The sequence below is a fragment of the Lentzea californiensis genome (assembly GCF_024648825.1).
Taxonomy (GTDB): domain Bacteria; phylum Actinomycetota; class Actinomycetes; order Mycobacteriales; family Pseudonocardiaceae; genus Lentzea; species Lentzea californiensis.
This window is the reverse complement of the sequence record NZ_JANBBE010000011.1, coordinates 69,754-88,508: the sequence shown is the minus strand read 5'-3', so window position 1 is coordinate 88,508 and position 18,755 is coordinate 69,754. Positions and strand designations below refer to the sequence as shown.

Annotated in this window: 20 protein-coding genes; 12 read left to right on the top strand and 8 right to left on the bottom strand. The window is 69.2% G+C overall.

Annotated elements, in window-relative coordinates; genetic code table 11:
- The first annotated feature begins 23 nt into the window (after positions 1–23).
- The 3 genes from LX88_RS32360 to LX88_RS32350 all read left to right on the top strand — a co-directional run bounded on the left by LX88_RS32360 (position 24) and on the right by LX88_RS32350 (position 1,084).
- Positions 24–410, top strand: coding sequence for an ATP-binding protein (locus LX88_RS32360; protein ID WP_258951573.1), 387 nt, complete (start codon positions 24–26; stop codon positions 408–410).
- A 21-nt stretch (positions 411–431) separates the two neighbouring features.
- A complete protein-coding gene (locus tag LX88_RS32355) occupies positions 432–665 on the top strand; it encodes a DUF6480 family protein (RefSeq protein WP_258951572.1) in 234 nt (77 codons plus the stop codon).
- Between the two features lie 71 nt (positions 666–736).
- On the top strand, positions 737–1,084 hold the full coding sequence (locus LX88_RS32350; protein ID WP_258951571.1) for an STAS domain-containing protein: 348 nt from the start codon (positions 737–739) through the stop codon (positions 1,082–1,084).
- Here the strand turns inward: LX88_RS32350 and LX88_RS32345 are convergent.
- Entirely contained in the window at positions 1,073–1,957 is an 885-nt protein-coding gene (locus tag LX88_RS32345; RefSeq protein WP_258951570.1) for a Ppx/GppA phosphatase family protein, read from the bottom strand. The genes LX88_RS32350 and LX88_RS32345 overlap by 12 nt on opposite strands.
- Before the next feature lie 109 nt (positions 1,958–2,066).
- Between LX88_RS32345 and LX88_RS32340 the strand changes: the two genes are divergently transcribed.
- The 3 genes from LX88_RS32340 (at position 2,067) to LX88_RS32330 (ending at position 5,460) form a co-directional block, all read left to right on the top strand.
- Positions 2,067–3,050: an alkaline phosphatase family protein gene (locus tag LX88_RS32340; RefSeq protein WP_258951569.1), complete on the top strand. Its 984-nt coding sequence runs from the start codon at positions 2,067–2,069 to the stop codon at positions 3,048–3,050.
- Positions 3,051–3,114: 64 nt separating this feature from the next.
- Positions 3,115–4,041 carry a GNAT family N-acetyltransferase gene (locus LX88_RS32335; protein WP_258951568.1) on the top strand — a complete coding sequence of 309 codons (927 nt, stop codon included), beginning with the start codon at positions 3,115–3,117 and terminating at the stop codon, positions 4,039–4,041.
- 213 nt (positions 4,042–4,254) lie between these two features.
- Positions 4,255–5,460, top strand: a complete 1,206-nt coding sequence (locus LX88_RS32330) for a YyaL domain-containing protein (protein WP_372511458.1) — start codon at positions 4,255–4,257, stop codon at positions 5,458–5,460.
- A 64-nt stretch (positions 5,461–5,524) separates the two neighbouring features.
- Here the strand turns inward: LX88_RS32330 and LX88_RS32325 are convergent, their stop codons facing one another.
- The gene (locus LX88_RS32325) at positions 5,525–6,085 is read right to left on the bottom strand and encodes a hypothetical protein (protein WP_258951567.1); all 561 of its coding nucleotides are present in this window, start codon (positions 6,083–6,085) and stop codon (positions 5,525–5,527) included.
- A 25-nt stretch (positions 6,086–6,110) separates the two neighbouring features.
- Here LX88_RS32325 and LX88_RS32320 point away from each other — a divergent pair, with 25 nt between their 5' ends.
- From LX88_RS32320 to LX88_RS32305, 4 genes are all read left to right on the top strand, one after another.
- Positions 6,111–6,776: a response regulator transcription factor gene (locus LX88_RS32320; RefSeq protein WP_258951566.1), complete on the top strand. Its 666-nt coding sequence runs from the start codon at positions 6,111–6,113 to the stop codon at positions 6,774–6,776.
- Positions 6,773–8,053 carry a HAMP domain-containing sensor histidine kinase gene (locus LX88_RS32315; protein ID WP_258951565.1) on the top strand — a complete coding sequence of 427 codons (1,281 nt, stop codon included), beginning with the start codon at positions 6,773–6,775 and terminating at the stop codon, positions 8,051–8,053. The genes LX88_RS32320 and LX88_RS32315 overlap by 4 nt, the downstream gene beginning before the upstream one ends.
- Before the next feature lie 837 nt (positions 8,054–8,890).
- Positions 8,891–9,406, top strand: a complete 516-nt coding sequence (locus LX88_RS32310; protein WP_258951564.1) for an ATP-binding protein — start codon at positions 8,891–8,893, stop codon at positions 9,404–9,406.
- Positions 9,407–9,681: 275 nt separating this feature from the next.
- Positions 9,682–10,308, top strand: coding sequence for a DUF4360 domain-containing protein (locus tag LX88_RS32305; RefSeq protein ID WP_258951563.1), 627 nt, complete (start codon positions 9,682–9,684; stop codon positions 10,306–10,308).
- Between the two features lie 91 nt (positions 10,309–10,399).
- Here LX88_RS32305 and LX88_RS32300 read toward each other — a convergent pair whose 3' ends face one another.
- The 3 genes from LX88_RS32300 to LX88_RS32290 all read right to left on the bottom strand — a co-directional run bounded on the left by LX88_RS32300 (position 10,400) and on the right by LX88_RS32290 (position 13,599).
- Positions 10,400–11,227 carry an extensin family protein gene (locus LX88_RS32300; RefSeq protein WP_258951562.1) on the bottom strand — a complete coding sequence of 276 codons (828 nt, stop codon included), beginning with the start codon at positions 11,225–11,227 and terminating at the stop codon, positions 10,400–10,402.
- A 180-nt stretch (positions 11,228–11,407) separates the two neighbouring features.
- Positions 11,408–12,310 carry an SRPBCC family protein gene (locus LX88_RS32295; protein WP_258951561.1) on the bottom strand — a complete coding sequence of 301 codons (903 nt, stop codon included), beginning with the start codon at positions 12,308–12,310 and terminating at the stop codon, positions 11,408–11,410.
- A complete protein-coding gene (locus LX88_RS32290; protein ID WP_258951560.1) occupies positions 12,307–13,599 on the bottom strand; it encodes an NAD(P)/FAD-dependent oxidoreductase in 1,293 nt (430 codons plus the stop codon). The genes LX88_RS32295 and LX88_RS32290 overlap by 4 nt, the downstream gene beginning before the upstream one ends.
- A gap of 79 nt (positions 13,600–13,678) precedes the next feature.
- On the opposite strand from LX88_RS32290, the gene LX88_RS32285 reads away from it, so the two are divergent.
- Positions 13,679–15,151 (top strand): FAD-dependent oxidoreductase, encoded by a 1,473-nt coding sequence (locus LX88_RS32285; RefSeq protein WP_258951559.1) that lies wholly within the window; start codon positions 13,679–13,681, stop codon positions 15,149–15,151.
- A 39-nt stretch (positions 15,152–15,190) separates the two neighbouring features.
- On the opposite strand, the gene paaZ is transcribed toward LX88_RS32285, so the two are convergent.
- On the bottom strand, positions 15,191–17,212 hold the full coding sequence (gene paaZ, locus LX88_RS32280) for a phenylacetic acid degradation bifunctional protein PaaZ (RefSeq protein WP_258951558.1): 2,022 nt from the start codon (positions 17,210–17,212) through the stop codon (positions 15,191–15,193).
- 87 nt (positions 17,213–17,299) lie between these two features.
- Between paaZ and LX88_RS32275 the strand changes: the two genes are divergently transcribed.
- On the top strand, positions 17,300–17,824 hold the full coding sequence (locus LX88_RS32275; RefSeq protein WP_258951557.1) for an SMI1/KNR4 family protein: 525 nt from the start codon (positions 17,300–17,302) through the stop codon (positions 17,822–17,824).
- Positions 17,825–17,833: 9 nt separating this feature from the next.
- Here LX88_RS32275 and LX88_RS32270 read toward each other — a convergent pair whose 3' ends face one another.
- Positions 17,834–18,304, bottom strand: a complete 471-nt coding sequence (locus LX88_RS32270) for a CAP domain-containing protein (protein WP_258951556.1) — start codon at positions 18,302–18,304, stop codon at positions 17,834–17,836.
- A 55-nt stretch (positions 18,305–18,359) separates the two neighbouring features.
- Positions 18,360–18,737 (bottom strand): cysteine/serine endopeptidase inhibitor, encoded by a 378-nt coding sequence (locus LX88_RS32265; RefSeq protein ID WP_258951555.1) that lies wholly within the window; start codon positions 18,735–18,737, stop codon positions 18,360–18,362.
- Between the last annotated feature and the right edge of the window lie 18 nt (positions 18,738–18,755).

Sequence of the window (18,755 nt, the reverse complement as noted above, 5' to 3'; positions counted from 1 at the left end):
CCGGATGTGCGACGATGCGCTTTGTGTTGAACGACCCACTGGCAGAGGTGCGGGTGATCCTGACCGCCGAGGGCGGTTCGTGCGCTCGTGCACGTCAGGTGGTGCGCGAGGCCGCGGCGTCGTGGGAGCTGTCCGAGGATCTGGTCGACGACGCGCAGCTCGTCGTCACCGAACTGGTGTCCAACGGCATCGACCACGGTGAGGGCCCGATCACACTCGTCGTGACCCGGAAGGCGGGCGGCATGCTCGTCGAGGTGCACGACGAGTCGCCGGAGCAGCCCCAGCTGAGACCGGTCGACCCCAGCAGCCCGCGCGGGCGCGGCATGCAGCTCGTGCAGGCGCTGAGCGTGAAGTGGGGCACGAAACCGCAGAACAGCGGGAAAGTGGTCTGGGCCCAGCTAGAAGCGTGAAAAAGGGGTACCTCAACCCTTATGACCGCTCTTCCGCCCGACCCCGAACCCGACCTCACGCCTGGGAAGGAACCCGGCGGCGGGGTGAACCCAGGAGAAACCCCTCCGGACTCCGGATCGACCACCACGGGTCTGTCCCACCACGAACGGACTCCACCCAAGGCGACCGCCGGACGAATCGTGATCGCGATCATCGTGCTGTTCGCGTTGCTGGTGGCCGCGATGCTCCTGACCCGCGCTTTCCTGCTCGTGTAGCCGCGGGTCCGAACGTTTCAGCTTGTGGGCGTCCGGTGGTGGCGCGTACGGTCGGTTCGGACGGGAGTCTTATGAACCAACTCAGGCAGAGAACTACCTACGTCCAGTCCATTCCGATAGTCGCTCTCACGGGCGAGATCGACATGATGTCGTCGGCACCGGTGACCAGCAGGCTCGCCGAGCTGCTCGACCGCAAGCCACCCGCGTTGGTCGTCGACCTGCGGGAAGTGCGCTTCTTCGGCTCCGAGGGCATCCGCACGCTGGTGGAGGCACAGCACCAGGCGGACGAGCTCGGCATCAAGCTCGGCGTCGTCAGCGACAGCAGGATCGTCCTGCGGCCGCTGCAGATGACGGCGGTCGACCAGATGTTGCTGCTGTTCGCCGACATCGAGGACGCCGTCACCGCGTTACGCGGCTGACGAGCTCCGCGCCCGCGAGCGTTCCACCAGGGAGAGCAGCAGCCCTTCCTTGGTGGACCACGGGGAGATGTCCACGACGTCGTGGCCGGAGACCTTCATCAAACCCTCCGCGACCACCGCGCCCGCCAGCGACTGCTGGGCCCGGTGGCGCGAAATCCCCGGCAGAGCCGCGCGTTCGCGCACCGACAGCTTCGCGAGGCGCGGAATCCACTTCTCCAGGTCCTTGAGCCGCAACTGGCGCGGCGCGTAGGTGTCGTTGCGGGCGCCGGCGAGGCGGGCCAGCTGTTCGAACACCTTCGAGCACCCCACGGCGTGCGCGCTCTCACCCCACGGGAACGCGGTCTCGAGGCGCTGCGCCACCTCCACGCGCATCTCCGTGACGGTGAGGCCGGTGCGGGTCAAAGTCCTTGCTCCCAAAGGCAACGACACCGCGCGCTCGGGCTCGGCGCCGGACCCGGCGGCGAGTTCGACGGTGCCACCGCCGACGTCCAGCACGACCATGGGTCCCGCGCTCCAGCCGAACCAGTGCCGGGCCGCGGCGTAGGAGAGACGCGCTTCTTCCTTGCCGGACAACACCTTCAGCTCGACGCCGGTGCGCCTGGCCACCTTGCGGATGACCTCGTCGACGTTCGCCGAATCACGCACGGACGACGTGGCGAAGGGCAGGAACGGGGTGTCGCCCGCCTTCTTGCGGGCGGCGAGCACGGCGGCGCAGAGCGACTCGACGCCGTCGCGGCTGATCGCCCCGTCCGCGTCCAGTTCCCGGTCCAGCCGCAGCCGGACCTTGTGGGACACCAGCGGACGCATCAGGTCTCGTTCCACGACCACCAGGTGTGCGCTGAAGCACCCGACGTCCAGAACTCCGACCGTCATCCGCCACCTTCCTTCTACCAAGTCTTCTTTACCCCATCGGCAGCCATTGTGCGGAACTGAGGCCCCGAACGAGCAATCTTGACCCGATGAGATGCGTTACAGTCACCGAATGTCACTGGCGGAGATACCTTCCCGGCTCGAACACGCCCTCGGCAAGGCACATTCCGGCGTAATCGTGCTGGCGGTCGACGGTCTCTCGTCGGACGTGGCCAAACAGTCCTGGCTGCCGGCCTCCATCGCCACGCTGTCCTCGACGGTGCCGCCGACGTCCGCGACGGCGTTGCTGACGGCGCTGACCGGCGTTCCCGCCGACGTCCACCGGGTGCCGGGATCGGTGTACCGCAACGGATCCGGGCTCGTGCACGCCATGAACGGCATGCCCGCGATCCCCGCCCTGCCGACGGTGCTCGAACGGCACGGAGCGACCGTGCTCGCCCGCGAACTCGACTTCCTCGAAGGAAGCTGGGCGCAGGCACTGCTTCGAGGGTGCACCCGGATACCCGCGCCCGCCAGGCACAAACTCGTGGCGCAGTCCGAGGACCCGCCGCTGCTCGTCGCCAACGTCGTCGCCGATCTCGACAAGGCGCTCAAGGACGCGCGGTTCCTCTGGACGTACGTCAACATCGACGACTACGTGCACCGCCACGGTTACGACGAGTCGGTGCACGAGGCCATGCTCCGACTGGACGCGCACGCTTCCCGTTGGGCCGCACAGGGTTGGACCGTCGTGGCGCACTCCGACCACGGCATGGTCCCCGTCGACCCCGATCCGGAGCTCGTCGAGGCCTGGGACGCGATCGTGCGCGAGGAGTGCGTCATCCCCTCCGGCGGCGCCGGCCGCATGCGCTGGCTCTACCCGAAGGCCGATCGGCTGGAGGTCGTTTTCGACCGCGTGGCAACGGCTCTGGGCGACACGGCGACCGTCCACCACGCCACCGATCTCGGCCTGCCGCAGCCCGAGGCCGGACCGGTCGTCGCGGTGGCCGCGTCGCCGCGGTTCCCCCTTGCGGACCCCTCGGTGCGCTACGAGCACGGTGGCCTGAGCCGCGACGAGATCGACGTCCCCTTCGCCGTCTGGCAAGCCGTACAGTGAGCGAGTGCACGTCGAATTCTCCAACAGCATAAGGGAAATCGATTCTGCCGATTGGGATTCGGTGGTGCGCCAGGCAGGTGCACCGGTGTTCTACCGGCACGCGTACGTCAGTGCCTACGAACAGTCCCCGCTGACGGCCGTCGACGCGTTCGCGTACTTCGTGGCGCGCGACGGCGGCAAGCCGGTCGCCGTCATGCCCGCCTACCTCCAGACGGCCGCGAACCCGTTGCGCCTCCTGCACGAGGTCTACCCGGAGGCGGTCGGCGAGCCCGCACTGCTCAGCCACACGTGGCACTGCTACGACGCGCACGTGCCCGCCACCGCGCAGGTGCTGCCGAGGTTGCTGGACTCCATGATCCGCACGGCGTCGATCCTCGGTGCGCGCTGGTGCGGTTTCATGAACGTGCAGCGCGGCGGTGCGCTGTCGCAGGCGCTGCGTGCGGCCGGCCTGCCCGCGCGCCACCTGACGGACCGGTGGGCCACCGGCCTCACCACCTACGAGCAGTACCTCGCGAGCCTGAGCTTGCGGGCGAGAGCGAACCTGCGCCGCAACGAACGAAGATCGGCCGAGGCCGGCGTCACCGCCGAGGCCCTCCCCGTCGACCACGCCTCGCTCGACGAGATCACCCTGCTGTGCGCCAAGACCGCCAGCCGCTTCGAGGACAACGGGTACCACCCCGGCACCACCTTCGCGAGGTTCGTGGCGGCGCTGGGCGACCTGGCGCACGTGATCGAGGTGCGCCAGCGCGGCAGGCTCGTCGCGGCCGGCGTCTGCCTCACCGACGCCACCCGCTTCCACACCTGGACCTGTGGCGTCGACTACGGCGTCGACGGCAACTACAGCCCGTACGGCGCGCTGTTCGCCGAGTCGGTCCGGCTCGCGATCCGCCTGGGCCTGCCGACGCTCGAGGACGGCCGGGGCAACGCCCCGTTCAAGCGGCGCCACGGCCTGAGCCCACACCATCTCGACGCCGTTCTCTTCCGCGCCTGAACACCGAATCGTTCACAAGGGTGAACAATTCCTTTTACAACGTCGGATTCCAGGAAGTTCATATACCTGATTCTCCGCGACGGCAGCCTTTACGCTGTTCAGCGGCACCGGACAAGACGGAAGAATCAATTTTTTGACGCACCTTTACAGTCCTTGATCCGATCTGGCAGGGTGGCGCCGGGCGCAAGACGAAGAAAGGGACTGGACGGTCTCGTGAATCTGTCTCGACGCACCCTTCTGGCGTCCGCTGCGGCCACTCCCCTGCTCTCCGGAGCGGGCATGGCCGTCGGTGCGGGAGAAGCTGCCGCTTCGCCCGCCACCCTCCGTGCGGCCCTCGACCACGGCAACACCAAGCTGAAGGCGGTCGCCCCCGGCGTCACCTCGTTCCCGGAGATCACCAGGGCCGAGAAGTGGACCTACGTCGCCGACGGCGGCTGGGTCGGCGGCTTCTGGCCGGGCACCCTGTGGCTCGCGCACCTCGACAGCGGCGACGCCCAGTTCCGCGCGCTCGCCGAGGCCGCCAACGACCGGCTGGCACCGCGGCGCCTGGACCCGCGCGACCACGACCTGGGGTTCCTCTTCTACCCCTCCTGGGTCACCGCGTACCGGCTCACCGGCGACACGAAGTGGCGTGACGGCGCCGTCGACGCCGCCAGCACGCTCATCCAGCGCTGGAACGCCACCGGCAAGTTCATCCGCGCGTGGGGCAGGCTCGGCACGCCGGGCAACGCGGGCCGCGTCATCATCGACACGATGATGAACCTGGACCTGCTCGCGTTCGCCACCGAGCAGACCGGCGACCGCAAGTTCCTGGACATCGCGATCGCCCACGCCAGGACCACCCAGACCCACTTCCTGCGCCCGGACGGCTCGACCCCGCACGTGTTCGACTTCGACCCGGACACCGGCGCGGCCATCGGCCCGAACACCGTGCAGGGCTACAGCCCGACGTCGTGCTGGGCGCGCGGCCAGGCGTGGGGCATCTACGGCTTCACGACCATGTACCGGCGCACGGGCCTGCGCGAGTTCCGTGACACCGCACGCAAGATGTCCGACTACGCGCTGTCGGTGCTCACCCCGGACGGCGTGCCGGTGTGGGACTACCGCTCGCCGCTGGGCGTCCACGACATCAAGGACTCGTCGGCGGGCGCGATCATGGCGTGCGGCCTGCTCGACCTGGCCAAGGCCACCGGCACGAGCCGCTACCGCGACCGGGCGCTGGGGATCCTCGACGGCCTGGTCGCCACCTGCCTGACGACCAGGTCGACGCGGGCCGAGGCGATCCTGGCCCGCGGCACCCGCAACCGCCCGTCCGAGGACGGTGTGGAGATCTCGCTGCCGTACGGCGACTACTACCTGTACGAGGCGATCCTGCGGGTGCTCAAGCCCACGCAGATCGCCAAGGCCATCGGCCTCTGACCACTGTTCACATGGCACGCGGGGACCTTTCGTACTGACATGCAGTACGAAAGGTCCCCGCGTGCTACTGCTCGATCACCTTCGCCGTCGGCCCGTTGTTCCAGGTCGCTTCCAGCCTGGACAACCGGCCGGCGGCGTTGCGGAAGTTCACCACCAGCGGCCCGCCGGGCTGTTCCACGGACACCGAGTACCCGTCCGAGGGTGTGGCCGACAGCGCCTGCACCCCCTGCGGCCGGTAGCGCACGACCACGTCACCGCCCTGCAGGTGGAACGCGTGGACGTAGGAGCCGTCCGCCTGCCATTCCCCCTGCGGAGATTGAGCCGAGGTGGGACGCGCATCCGTACTACTGGGAGGAGCCGGAACAGATGACGTGGTGACGACAGGAGGCCTGGTGGACGAAGGCGTGACAGGCGGAGGCGGGGTGCCGGCGGAGGCGCCGGGCTCGGGCACCGGGACGGTCAGGGAGGTGATCGTCGGCATCGGCAGCACGGCCGAACCCGTCGTGACCCCCACGGCGGCGACGGGCGCGGGTTCCATCGCCCACCGGATGCCGAACCACGACAGTCCGACGGCGACCGCGGTCACCACCGCCCAGGCGACCAGGTATCCGACGGACCGTCTCACTGCGGCAATCCTCCTGTAGCGGCTCATGGCATCAGTACTGCTGGTCGAAGACGACCCGGTGGTGCGGGCGGCGATCACCCGCGCTCTCACCGTCCAGGGCCACATCGTGCACGGTGTCGCGCTCGCGATCGAGGCTTTGCGGGAAGTCACCGCGAACGACTACGACGTCGTGGTGCTCGACCTCGGGCTCCCGGACCTCGACGGCGGTGACGCGCTGCGGATGATCCGGGGCGTCACGAACACCCCGGTGGTCATCGCGACCGCCCGCGACGACGAGGCCGGCATCGTCCGGCTGCTCAACGCGGGCGCGGACGACTACCTCGTCAAACCCTTCTCCAGCGAGCACCTCGAAGCCCGCCTGCAGGCGGTGCTGCGGCGTGCGCGCGACAGCAAGCAGCTCGTGATCGGCGGCCTGGAGATCGACGTGCACCTCCGCAGGGCCACAGTGGACGGCCAGGAGCTCTCCTTGACGCACAAGGAGTTCGAGCTGCTCTCCTACCTCGCGGCACGGCAGGGGGAGGTGGTGCCGCGGGCGGAGATCCTCGCGAGCCTCTGGCCGTCCCACCGCGACGACCAGACGCTCGACGTCCACCTGTCGTGGTTGCGCCGCAAGCTCGGTGAGCGAGCCGCGCAGCCGCGTTATCTGCACACGGTGCGAGGGGTCGGCGTGCGCATGGTCGCTCCGCAATGAGGCGGTCACTGGTGCTGGTCGCTCTCGCGGCGACCAGCATGGTGGCGCTGGCGTTCCTCATCCCGCTGGCGATCGTCGTGAAGAACTCCGCGTACAACCGCGCCCTGAGCGAGGCCGAGAAACAGGCCGGCGCGATGACGCAGACGTTGCTGATCACCCGCAAGCCGCAGGAGATCCGCCAGGTGATCAGGAGCACCCGGTACGGCGCTCAGCAGCGGCTGGCCGTGCACCTCAGCGTTCCGGCCGGCACCTACGGTTCCTCGCACATCACCGCCGCGGACCTGCAGAAGGCCCAGAAGCTCGCGACGGCGTCCACGGTCGAGAAGCCCGACGGCGTGGCCTACCTGCAGCCGCTGGCCACCAGCGAGAACGGGATCGCGATCGTCGAGGCGTTCGTGCCGCACGAGCAGCTGACCCACGGCGTGATCGGCACCTGGTGGGTGCTGGCGGGCGTCGCGGTCGGCCTGGTCGCCGGTTCGGTGCTCGTGGCCGACCGCCTGGGCGCACGGGCCGTCAAAGCCACCAGGGCGTTGGCCGAAGGCGCGCGCCGGATGGGCCAGGGCGACCTCACGGCGCGTGTCGCGGTGAAGGGCCCGCCGGAGTTCGAGGAGGTCGGCAAGGCCTTCAACGCCATGGCCGAACGCGTCCGGCACCTGCTCGCCGCCGAACGCGAGGTGGTCGCCGACCTCTCGCACCGCCTCAGAACGCCTCTCACGGCCCTTCTCCTGGACGCGGACACGCTCGGGAGCGGTCCAGGGGCGGACCGCGTCCGGGAGGCCGTCCAGGGCCTCGAGAGGGAGGTCGACGAGATCATCAAGATCGCCCGCTCCGGCCTGCAGCCCGACGACAGCGGTGCCGACGCGGCGGAGGTGGTGCGCGACCGGCTGGTGTTCTGGTCCGCGCTCGCCGACGACCAGGAACGGCCCTGGACAGTCCGCGGCGCCGACCGGCCCGCCCCCGTGCCGCTGTCCCGCGCCGATCTCGCGGCCGCGCTGGACGCGTTGCTGGGCAACGTCTTCCGCTACACGCGGGAGGGCACGCGGTTCGCCGTGACGCTGGTGCACCAGGCCGACCTGGTGGCCCTGGTGGTCGAGGACGCGGGTCCGGGCATCGCGGACTCCGCCCAGGCGGTGCGGCGTGGCGCCAGCGGCGGTGGTTCCACCGGGCTGGGGCTCGACATCGCCCGCCGTGCCGCGGAGGCCACGGGAGGTTCTCTCCACGTCGACCGCGGACCGTTGGGCGGCGCACGCGTGCAATTGAGGCTCCGGAGGCTCTAGGGGCCGAAAGACGAACACCGCCGGCGGCGCGGACCGTGGGACGGGTCCAGCGCCGCCGGCGGGCACCGGCCGGCTGCGCGGCACCGCTGCCGCACCACCAGGTCCCGAGCAGGAGGGAGGAACCCGATGAGCAGTGCGCGCTTGCCTTTCCCACACCGGTGTAACGAGGTGGATCAGCCGGGGCTCTCGGCGCCAGGTGTAGGGACCAGCGTATTCAGTGGGTCTGGGTCGGATCGGTTTGTGCGATCTGACATGAAGTTAGCCGACCGCTGATCGTCCCCACTCCCCCGTTCAGACGATTAATCTGTCTTAAATATATTTAACTTCGCCCGGTCGGTCGTCCACGACTTAAGTGAATTTAAGACAACGTCCGCCGCACGCCGCCATCCGTGAACTATTTCGGAGCGACTTCCGGCGACAACACGTCATTCACGGCGACTGCACCACCCAGGCCGCTTGCGGATCGACGAGGTAGCGGAGCTCGTGTTCGCTCCCGCGCGGCGCGGCGCGGCACCCGAACATGAAATCCGAGCTGCGACATTCACGAACTCGGCGAACCGGCCGGCGTTCGTGTCGATGGATTACACAGACGGGAGCATCAAGACCCGCTATCGGTTCGCCTGGGAGCGATGCTGACCCAAGATGATCACGGAGGGGGCCCGGCGCTATACTCACAGTGAGCAATGGGCCTCCTCTTCGTGACCCACACGTGACTTTTGACGGGTGAGTCAACCGGACCATTGCTTCCCGCGTATACCCATGTAGATTCCCGCTCACCGTGACGGCCATTCGGGTGACTGTCGCGGAGTCGCGCGCCGCACGCGAATCGGAGGCAGCATGCAGGCGAACACCCAGACCACCGCCCAGGTCGACGACCTGACACTCATCGCGCTGCCCACCGCGGTGAACTGCGCGGATCTGTTCGTGCGCTTCACACTGGGTGAATGGCGCCTGCGCAACATGACCGCGGAGTGCTCGGCCGTCGCCTGCGCGCTGGTCGAAGCCGCCATCGAGTCAGCAGATCCGAAAACCTCGCGGCTGATCACGCTGCGATTGCGACTGAGCGGCGACTACCTCGTCGTCGAGCTGGAGGCGGCCCGGTTCATCATGCCGCCGACGTCTCCGGACCTGCGCACCGGCGAGCTGCAGCTCGGCAACGGCACCAAGCTGATCTGGTGCGAGCTGGCCCTGCCGACGGGCGTGAACGCCAACGCGGTGCCGCTGCCCCGGCGCGAGAAGCGCCGCTCCCCCGCCGCGGAGGCGCTGGGCGACGAGCCGGACGTCGATCCCGAGCTCATCCAGCGCATCCTGTTCGGCCTCGGTGGCTCGATGGGCAACGGCCACCAGCGCTAGACCCGGTTTCACCCGAAGGCGCATCCAGCCGCGGATGCGCCTTTGTCATGTGCGCGCTCTCATAGCGGTGGACACTTCACCTATGTACTTCGCAACCCAGAAATAACTGCTTCCGGTCACTCCCGGGCGCCAATTCACCCGGCCCGCCGAAAACTATTCTTGGTGCTCTCGCCGACGATGTTGGGCTGCTTGGCGGGCGGTTCGTCAACACCCTTTCCGATACGGTCTCGTACCACGCCGCCCGAACTGTCCTGCACATTCGGAAAGGTGTCGCAATGATCAGCATGATGGCCGCGGCCGGCTTGGCTCTGTCCACCATCGTCATTCCCCCGGTCGCCGACCCGCCCCCGCCGGGCCAGATCACCATCGACGTCGTCACGGTCAACGGTTCCGGCTGTCGCGCCGGTACGGCCGCCGTCGCCGTCTCCCCCGACAACAAGGCGTTCACGGTCACCTACAGCGACTACCTGGCACAGGTCGGCCCGGAGTCGCGGCCGACCGATTTCCGGAAGAACTGCCAGCTGAACCTCAAGGTGAACGTTCCCGGCGGGTTCACCTACGGCATCGCCCAGGCCGACTACAGAGGATTCGCCCACCTCGAGAAGGGGGCGAAGGGCACGCAGAAGGCGAGCTACTACTTCCAGGGCATGTCGGACAACGACCAGCGGTCCAAGACCTGGAACGGCACGCTGAGCGACAGCTGGCAGGTCACCCACAAGACCGACATCGCCTCGATCGTCTACCACCCGTGCGGTGCGAAGCGGAACTTCAACATCAACACCGAGCTGCGGGTGGACAAGGGCACGTCCGACCCGAAGAAGACGAGCTTCATGGCGATGGACTCGACGGACGGCTCGATCGAGACCGTCTACCACTTCAACTGGAAGAAGTGCCCCAAGTAGTCCGTCACGTCAGCTGAACCGCGCCCTCGCACGGCAAGGCCGGAGCCCAGGAGGCATGGGCTCCGGCCTTGCCGGTTCCTGCTGACGCAGATCAGATGTTCTGGTTCGCGAACCCCTTGGTCGCGATCTTCGACAGCATTCCCTGCCACACCGAGCTGCTGGTGTGCGGGTCGCCGGTCACGGCGAGCGCCGACTTGAGACCGTTGAACGCGCTCGTCGTGGCAGGGCCCCAGATGCCGTCGATCGCGAGGCCCGAGCCGCGGAAGTTGTTGCACACGGCCTGGACGAACTTGGTGTCGGACTCGGAGTCCTTGACCGCGCGGACCGGCATGCCACCGAAGTCGGCGTGGATGTGGTCCTCGTGGGAGGCGTTGTACCAGCCGTCGAGCACGTAGCGGAACCGGCGGCGGCACACGGCCTCCGTCGCGAGGTAGCGCTTGCGGATCGAGGCGGTGCCCGACGCGTGGTGCCTGTCGAGCGGCGAGATGGTGTTGCCGCCGGACCACCGGACGTGGTCGAGGTCCATCGCGGTGCCGGCGCCGTGCTGGCCCGCCTTGTCGACGTAGAAGCCCGCCGAGACGATGTAGCTGATCGAGCCGTAGCTCGACGAGAGCGAGCGCAGGTCGCGGATCCACGCGACGAGCGCGTTGTAGAACGCGTCGGTGGCCTGCCAGTTGCGCGCGGTCGTGTTGCCGCGGTTGGAACGCCAGTAGTAGACGGGCGTGCCGTCGATCTTCTGGAACGTCATCATCGCCAGCGCGCCGACCTCGGCGGCCTCGATCTCCGCGGGCGTGTGCTGGTCGTTGGGCGTGGGGGCGGCACCGGCCAGCCCCGGCGCGATGGTGGACAGGCCGGCGAGACCGGCGACCGCGGCCGCGCCCGTGACGAAGCCGCGCCTGGTGACGTTGTTCTCGAACACCCCAGTACTCCCTCTGCGTCCAAGCCGGCGGCGGCAGGAGGAAGAGCCTGTCTCACCTACCGGCCCGACGGAGTCTAGGGATCACATCCGAACGGCGGAATCGTGCCTGACCTGCGTTTTTCCTTTGCCTTTACCGGTGGGAGCGGCACCGGTGAAGGCGTTGCATCCGCCGCGACTGAGTCAGTGGACGGGCCCGAGGACGCGGATCAGGTTCTTCTCGGTGTCGTTGCCCAGCTTCTCCAGCGCGAGCTTCGCCACGGGGGCCCCGAACTTCGCGAGCCCGTTGAACTCGACGTGCGCGTGGTAGGCGATCCGGGCCGTGCCCGGCGCGTCACCGGCCGTGATCGAGATGTCGTCGGTCGACGTGGCGGTGTCGTTGCGCCCCACGAACTGCAGGCCGCTCGGGTCGTCGCGGGTCAGCTCGTAGACGAGCTCGGTCTTGCGGCCGAGGAACGACGAGACGTTGCGCCAGCGCGAACCCACCTCGACCGGGCCGTCGTCGAGGCGCGTGCACGACACGGTGCCCGGATCCCACTGCTCGGCACGGGAGAAGTCGCGCAGGTACTCGACGACGCCCTCGGGCGTGGACGCGACGGTGAAGGTGCGCTCGACGTCCACACCGGACACGGTCGGTGAGTTGAACACCTGCGGCGCGCGGTCCAGCCGGTACTGGTCGACGAACTCGGCCTGGCTCTCCGCACGGTGTGCCAGCCGCTCCAGCCGCGTGTCGTCGAAGCTGTTCAGCTTCCGCAGCGTCCGCCACAGGGCGATCTTGCCCTCGATGCCGACGCGCAGGGTCTCCAGTTCGAGGACGTCGCTCAGCGGTGAACGGCCGAGCACCCTGCCGTTGAGCTTGAGCCTGCCCGCCTTCTCGGTGAGCCAGCCGAGCGCCTCCTTGTGCGGACGCGACTCGACACCGGCCTGGCGCATGAAGTCGAGCAGCTCCTTGCGGTCCGCCTCGATGTCGTCGGCGAGAACCCGCAGCTCGGGATGCGTGCGGCTGATGCGGCGGGCGAGCTCGGTGCCCGCCATCACCCCGGTCAGGTGGTCGTTGAGGTAGATGCTGAGCAGCTCCGTGTTCACGCCTTCCGGTTACCCGCCGCCAAACCTTCCGAACGGTCGATCGCCTGCATCGGTTCCAGGATGATCGGCTGCGCGCGACGGCCTGTGAGCAGGTTCCACGCCCACTGCGCGAGCACCGCGGCCCGGTTGCGCCAGCCGACGAGGAACGCGATGTGCACGCCCGCCCACGCCGCCTTGCCGATCAGGCCCTTGAGACGCAGCTTCTTGATGTCCGCGACGGCGTCGCCGGGCGAGATCGTGGCCATCGTGCCGAGGTCGAGGTACTTGAACGGCTTGGCCCTGCGCCCGTTCAGGCGTGCCTTGATCACGCGGGCGACGTGGTGGCCCTCCTGGATCGCGGGCTCGGCGATACCGGGCAGGTCGTTCAGGTTCACCATGTCGCCGATGGCGAAGACGTCGTCGGTGACCGAGCAGTCGACCGGGTTGACGATGATCTTGCCCTTGCGGTCGGTCTCGGCGCCGGTCGCCTCGGCGAGCCGGCGCGACAGCGGCGAGGCCTGCACCCCGGCCGCCCAGATGATCGTGCGGGCCTCGACCCGGTCGCCGTCCTTGGTCGTCAGGCCTTCCGCGTCGATGGACGCGACCATGGCGTTCGTCATCACCGTGACGCCGAGCCGTTCCAGCTTCACCCGCGCGTGCTCGCGCAGCGGCGCGGAGAACGGCGGCAGCACGTGCGGCACGGCGTCCATCAACGTGATGCGGACGTCGCGCGGGTCGATCTCCCGGAACTGGCCCTTCAACGCCCGGCGCGCCAGGTCGGCGAGCTGTCCGGCCAGTTCGACGCCGGTCGGTCCGGCACCGACGACCGCGAACGACAGCCACTGCTTCGGGTCCTCGGCCGACACCGCCGTCTCGAACGCCCGGAGCAGCTTCGAGCGCAGGTCGACGGCCTGTTCGAGCGTCTTCATCGGCGGCGCGTGCTCCGCCCACTCGTCGTGGCCGAAGTAGCTGTCGCGCGAACCGGCCGCCACGACCAGGGTGTCGTACTCGACCTGGGTCGACCTGCCGTCCGGCAGGTCGACGTACACGCGCTTGGCGGCGGTGTCGAAGCCGGTCACCTCACCCAGCAGGACGTGCGCGTTGCGCTGCTTGCGCAGGATCGCCCGGAACGCCGGCGCGATGTCGCCGGCGGGCAGCAACGCCGTCGCCACCTGGTACAGCAGCGGCTGGAACAGGTGGTGGTTCGTGCGGTCGATCAGCGTGACCTCGGCGTCCGCGCGTTTCAGGCCGCGCACCACGCCCAGCCCGCCGAACCCACCTCCGACAACGACAACCCTGTGCTTGCTCATGGGAGTCGCATACCCACTGAGGCCGGACGGTATCCAGCCGTCCTCGCATACCCGCCCGGAACGGGGGTATCCGGCCGCCATGACCACCACCGCTGACCAGTCGCTCTGGCTTGCCGCCCTCCCAGCGAAGACACGTCCCCCGCTGACCGGACAGCACACCTTCGACGTGGCCGTGGTCGGCGGCGGCATCACCGGCCTGACCACCGCGTTGCTGCTCAAGCGCCGCGGCCTGAACGTCGTGGTGCTGGAGGCCGAGCGCGTGGCCTCGGGCGTGTCCGGCAACAACACCGCCAAGGTGACCGCCCTGCAGTCCACTGTGTACTCGCAGATCCGGCAGACCCACGGTCTGGCCGCCGCCACCGACTACGCCGCCGCGTCCGTGGCCGCCGTGGCCCAGGTCGCCGACCTGGCGAAGGGCATCGACTGCGACCTGCGCCGCTCCCCCGCCGTCACCTACGCCTACTCCGAGTCCGAGGTGCGCGACGTCGACCACGAGCTGATCGCAGCTCGCCAGGCCGGCCTCCCGGTGCGCGACGCCAAGAACGTCGACCTGCCGTTCGAGGTGCACGCCGCGGTCTGGCTCGACGACCAGATCGCCCTGCACCCGGTGAAGTACCTGCAGGGCCTGGCCGACCAGATCGACGGCGACGGCAGCCGGGTGTGCGAGCACAGCAGGGTCGTCGACGTGAGCGGGCACCGCGTGTCGACCGACGACGGCCACGTCACCGCCGACAAGATCGTGATCGCGACGCACTACCCGACGCTGGACCGGGGCCTGTACTTCGCCCGCCTCGAACTCACCCGCGCCTACTGCATCGCGGCCCGCGTCAACGCACCGACGCAAGCGCTCGCGATCAGCACCGGCAGCCCGTCCTGGTCGATCTCGGCGCACGAGGACAAGCTGATCATCGCCGGTCAGAGCCACCAGACGGGCAAGCCCGCGGTGGAGCCGTTCCGCCGGCTGGAGGACTTCGCGCGCCGGCACTGGCAGGTCGAGGAGATCACGCACCGCTGGTCGGCGCAGGACCCGACGGCCTACGACCACCTGCCGATGATCGGCAGCTACACGCCGGGCAACACCACGCTGTTCACCGCCACCGGCTACATGAAGTGGGGCCTGACCAGCGGCACGTTCGCCGCGACACTGCTCGCGGACCTGGTGACGGGCAAGCCGAACGAACTGGCCGAGCGGTTCAGCCCGCACCGGCTGTCCCTGAAGTCGCTGCCGACGCTGGTGAAGAAGAACGCCGAGGTCGCGGTGGAGATGGTCGGCGACCGGGTCATGCCCGCCGACGCCACGTCCAGCGAGAACCTGCCGCGCGGCCAGGCCCACGTCATCCGCGACGGCCTGGGCAAGACCGGCGTCTACCGCGACGAGAACGGTGAGCTGCACGGGGTGTCGATGCGCTGCACGCACCTCGGCTGCTTCGTCCGCTTCAACGCCGCGGAACGCAGCTGGGACTGCCCGTGCCACGGTTCGCGGTTCGACGTGGACGGCGCGGTGCTGGAGGGACCGGCGACCCGGCCCCTCCCCCGCAAGGAAGCGCGTTAGTGGTCTTGGCTCGGCCTGTTAACGGGCCGAGCCGCACCGCTAACTCTTGGCCACGAGGGTGAGCACGTCGTACTTCGCGACCGACTCGCCCTTCTGGTTCGTCACGTCGGAGTCCCAGCGGACCTCGCCGTACTCCTGGTCCTCGCGCGGCGTGATCTGCTTGACCGTCAGCGTCACGGTCAACTGGTCGCCGGGGAACGTCGGCGTGACGAACCGCAGGTTCTCCAGCCCGTAGTTCGCGAGCACCGGTCCGGGCTCGGGCGAGACGAAGAGGCCCGCCGCGAACGACACCACGAGGTAGCCGTGGGCGACCCGGCCGCCGAAGAACGGGTTCGCGGCGGCGGCCTCCTCGTCCATGTGCGCGTAGAAAGTGTCGCCGGTGAACGACGCGAAGTGCTCGATGTCCTCCAGCGTCACCTCGCGCGGGCCGGCGACGACCGTGTCGCCCAGGCGCAGTTCGGCCAGCGTCTTGCGGAACGGGTGCACCGCCTCCTCACGGCGGGGCGCGCCCGTGACCCAGCGGTTCGTGATCGCGCTCAACGCGCGCGGGCTGCCCTGCACGGCCGTGCGCTGCATGTGGTGCAGCACGCCGCGCATGCCACCCATCTCCTCACCGCCACCGGCTCGGCCGGGGCCGCCGTGCACGAGCATGGGCAGCGGAGAGCCGTGGCCGGTCGACTCGCCGGCGTCCTCGCGGTCGAGCACCAGCAACCGGCCGTGCCACGGTGCCGTGCCGATCACGACGTCGCGCACGAAGTCCGTGTCGGCCGAGACGATCGAGCCGACCAGCGAACCCGCACCGCGCGCGGCCAGCGCCACCGCGTCGTCCACGGAGGTGTAGGGCATCAGCGTCGACACCGGGCCGAACGCCTCGACCTCGTGCGGCTGCACGGCGTCGGCGGCGGCGCGCAGCAGTATCGGCGACATGAACGCGCCCCGCTCGGCGTCGGCATCCACAAGGGACAGAGCGCCGTCGCCGTAGACGACCGAGGCGTTCTCCCGCAACGCCTTCAGCGACCGGCGGACCTCCTCGCGCTGCTCCAGACCGGCCAGCGCGCCCATCTTCACCGACTTGTCGGCCGGGTTGCCGATGACCACCTCGGCCAGCTTCGCCGCCGTCGCCTCGGCCACGGCGTCCATCAGCGACTCGGGCACCAGCGCGCGCCGGATCGCCGTGCACTTCTGGCCGGCCTTGGTCGTCATCTCGGTGACCAGCTGGCCGACGAACAGGTCGAACTCGGGCGTGCCGGCGACGGCGTCCGGGCCGAGGATCGAGCAGTTCAGCGAGTCGGCCTCGGCGTTGAACCGCACCGACGACCGGATCACGGCCTGGTGCGTGCGCAGGTGCTGGGCGGTGGACGCGGACCCGGTGAACCCGACCAGGTCCTGCGGGGTCAGGTGGTCGAGCAGGTCGCCGGCCGAACCGCAGACCAGCTGCAGCGACCCCTCGGGCAGCAGACCGGAGGCGAGCATCAGCTCGACCACCTTCTCGGTCACGTACGCCGTCTGGGACGCGGGCTTGATCAGCGTCGGCACCCCGGCGATGAACGCGGGCGCGAACTTCTCGAGCGGCCCCCACATGGGGAAGTTGTAGGCGTTGATCTGCACCGCGACCCCGTGCAGGGGCGTGCAGATGTGCTGGCCGACGAACGTGCCGCCCCGCCCGAGCGGCTCGACGGGCCCGTCGACGTAGACCTTGTCGTTGGGCAGCTCGCGTTTGGCCTTGGACGCGTACCCGAGCAGCACGCCGAAGCCGCCGTCGATGTCGATCCACGAGTCGGACCTCGTCGCGCCGCTGCGCGCCGACAACGCGTACAGCTCGGCCTTGTGCTCCTTGAGGTAGAGGCCGAGGGCCTTCAGCAGTTGCGCGCGCTGGTGGAACGTGAGCTCGCGCAACGCGGGCCCGCCGACCTCGCGCCCGTACCGCAGCGCCGCCCCCATGTCGACGCCCGCCGACGAGATCCGGGCGATCTCCTCGCCCGTGACGGCGTCGTGCAACGGCGCGCCCTCCACCGACGGCGTGTGCCATCCACCCGACACGTAGCTGCGCAGCAAGCTCATCGAGCCCCAACCCTTCTCGCGGGGGCGCTGGATCCTCAGCGACCCGACCACCCGGCAACGTATCAGCCGCCGGGTAGCGTCGCGGGCGTGAAGGCTCTGCTCACCGAGCTCGGCGAACTGCTCGCGCGGAAGGACCCGCGGGCACGCTCGACGTTGCTGCCGGGGGCCTCCGCCGCGGCCTTCGCTCCGCTGACCGCGAGGCTGCCCGTCCCGCTGCACCCCGATCTCGTGACGTTGTGGGAGTGGCACGACGGCGCCGACGACGGTGAGCCGTCGCCGTTCGAGATCGCGTCGTCCTGCGCGTTCATGAGTGTCGGCACGGCCACGCGGACGTGGGACCTGCAGCAGGCGATGCGGGAGGAGTACCCGTATGCGCCGTGGCGGCCGGAGTGGGTACCGCTCGGCTGGGACGGGTGCGGCGGCCTCCTCGTGGTCGACCACACCCCCGCGTCCGCTTTCCGCGTGTTCAAGGCGTTCGCCGAGGCCGGCGAGTTCGTCCACGTCGTGGCGGAGTCACCCCGCGCCATGATCGCCGCCCTCGTGGCCCGCGTGCGCGACGATCTGCCGGTCGATCACATGACGAGGTACGACCAGCGCTATCCGTTCTCCTGACGGAGCGCCTCAGCGCGTTCCGAAGTCCTGCGTCCAGTAGTGCCCGTACCGGGTGTTCTGCCGGTACTGGTAACCGACACCGATGTCACGCAGGGCGCAGTTCAGGATGTTGGCGCGGTGCCCGGAGCTGTTCATCCACCCGCGGACGACGTCGGCGGCCGTCTGCGAGCCGGCGGCGACGTTCTCGGCGGCCCTGGTCCAGCGGGTGTAACCCGCCTGTTCGATCCGGGTGACCATGGTGCTGCCGTCTGAGCCCGTGTGGCTCATGAAGTCGTGCGTGGCCATGTCCGCCGAGTGGCGCTGTGCCGCGGTGTTCAGCGACGCGTTCGACTTCAGGGCCGGGCATCCCGCCTTGGCGCGTTCGGCGTTCGTGCGGGCGATGACGTCCTCCTGCACGGTGGCCGCCGTGGCTTGGGGTGTGAGGGTGGCCGCCAGTGCCAGGGTCGCGGCGGCGAGCAGGGAAGTGCGCAACGCGGACATGGTTGATCTCCTGTGGAGACGGGAGGAGCCGGCTCCTCCCCCGACTTGGACGGCGTCAGACGATTTCCCAGGTCACGGAGATGATGCCGAGCGACGTGTCGGCCAGCCGGGAGAACGCGGGCTGGCTGAGGTCGATCTTGTTGCTCGCGCAGCTGGGGCACTTGTCCTTGATGGGCACGGTGATCGTGCGGCCGTTGTGCGTGACCCGGATGGACTTGCGGCACAGCGGGTCGTTGTTCGGGTTGGGCGTCGTCCACAGCGCGGCGGGTGCCGCGACCAGCAGTTCGGTCGCGGCGTTGATCCTGGTGCCGCAGGCGCCGTAACCGGCGTCGTTGTAGTAGCTGGCGGTGCCGCTGACCGCGGAGGCGGTGCCGGAGAAGACGAAGGACAGGACCGCGGCCGACGCGACGGCGCCGAGCACCTTGGACTTCATGGTCTTCCTTTCAGGGGT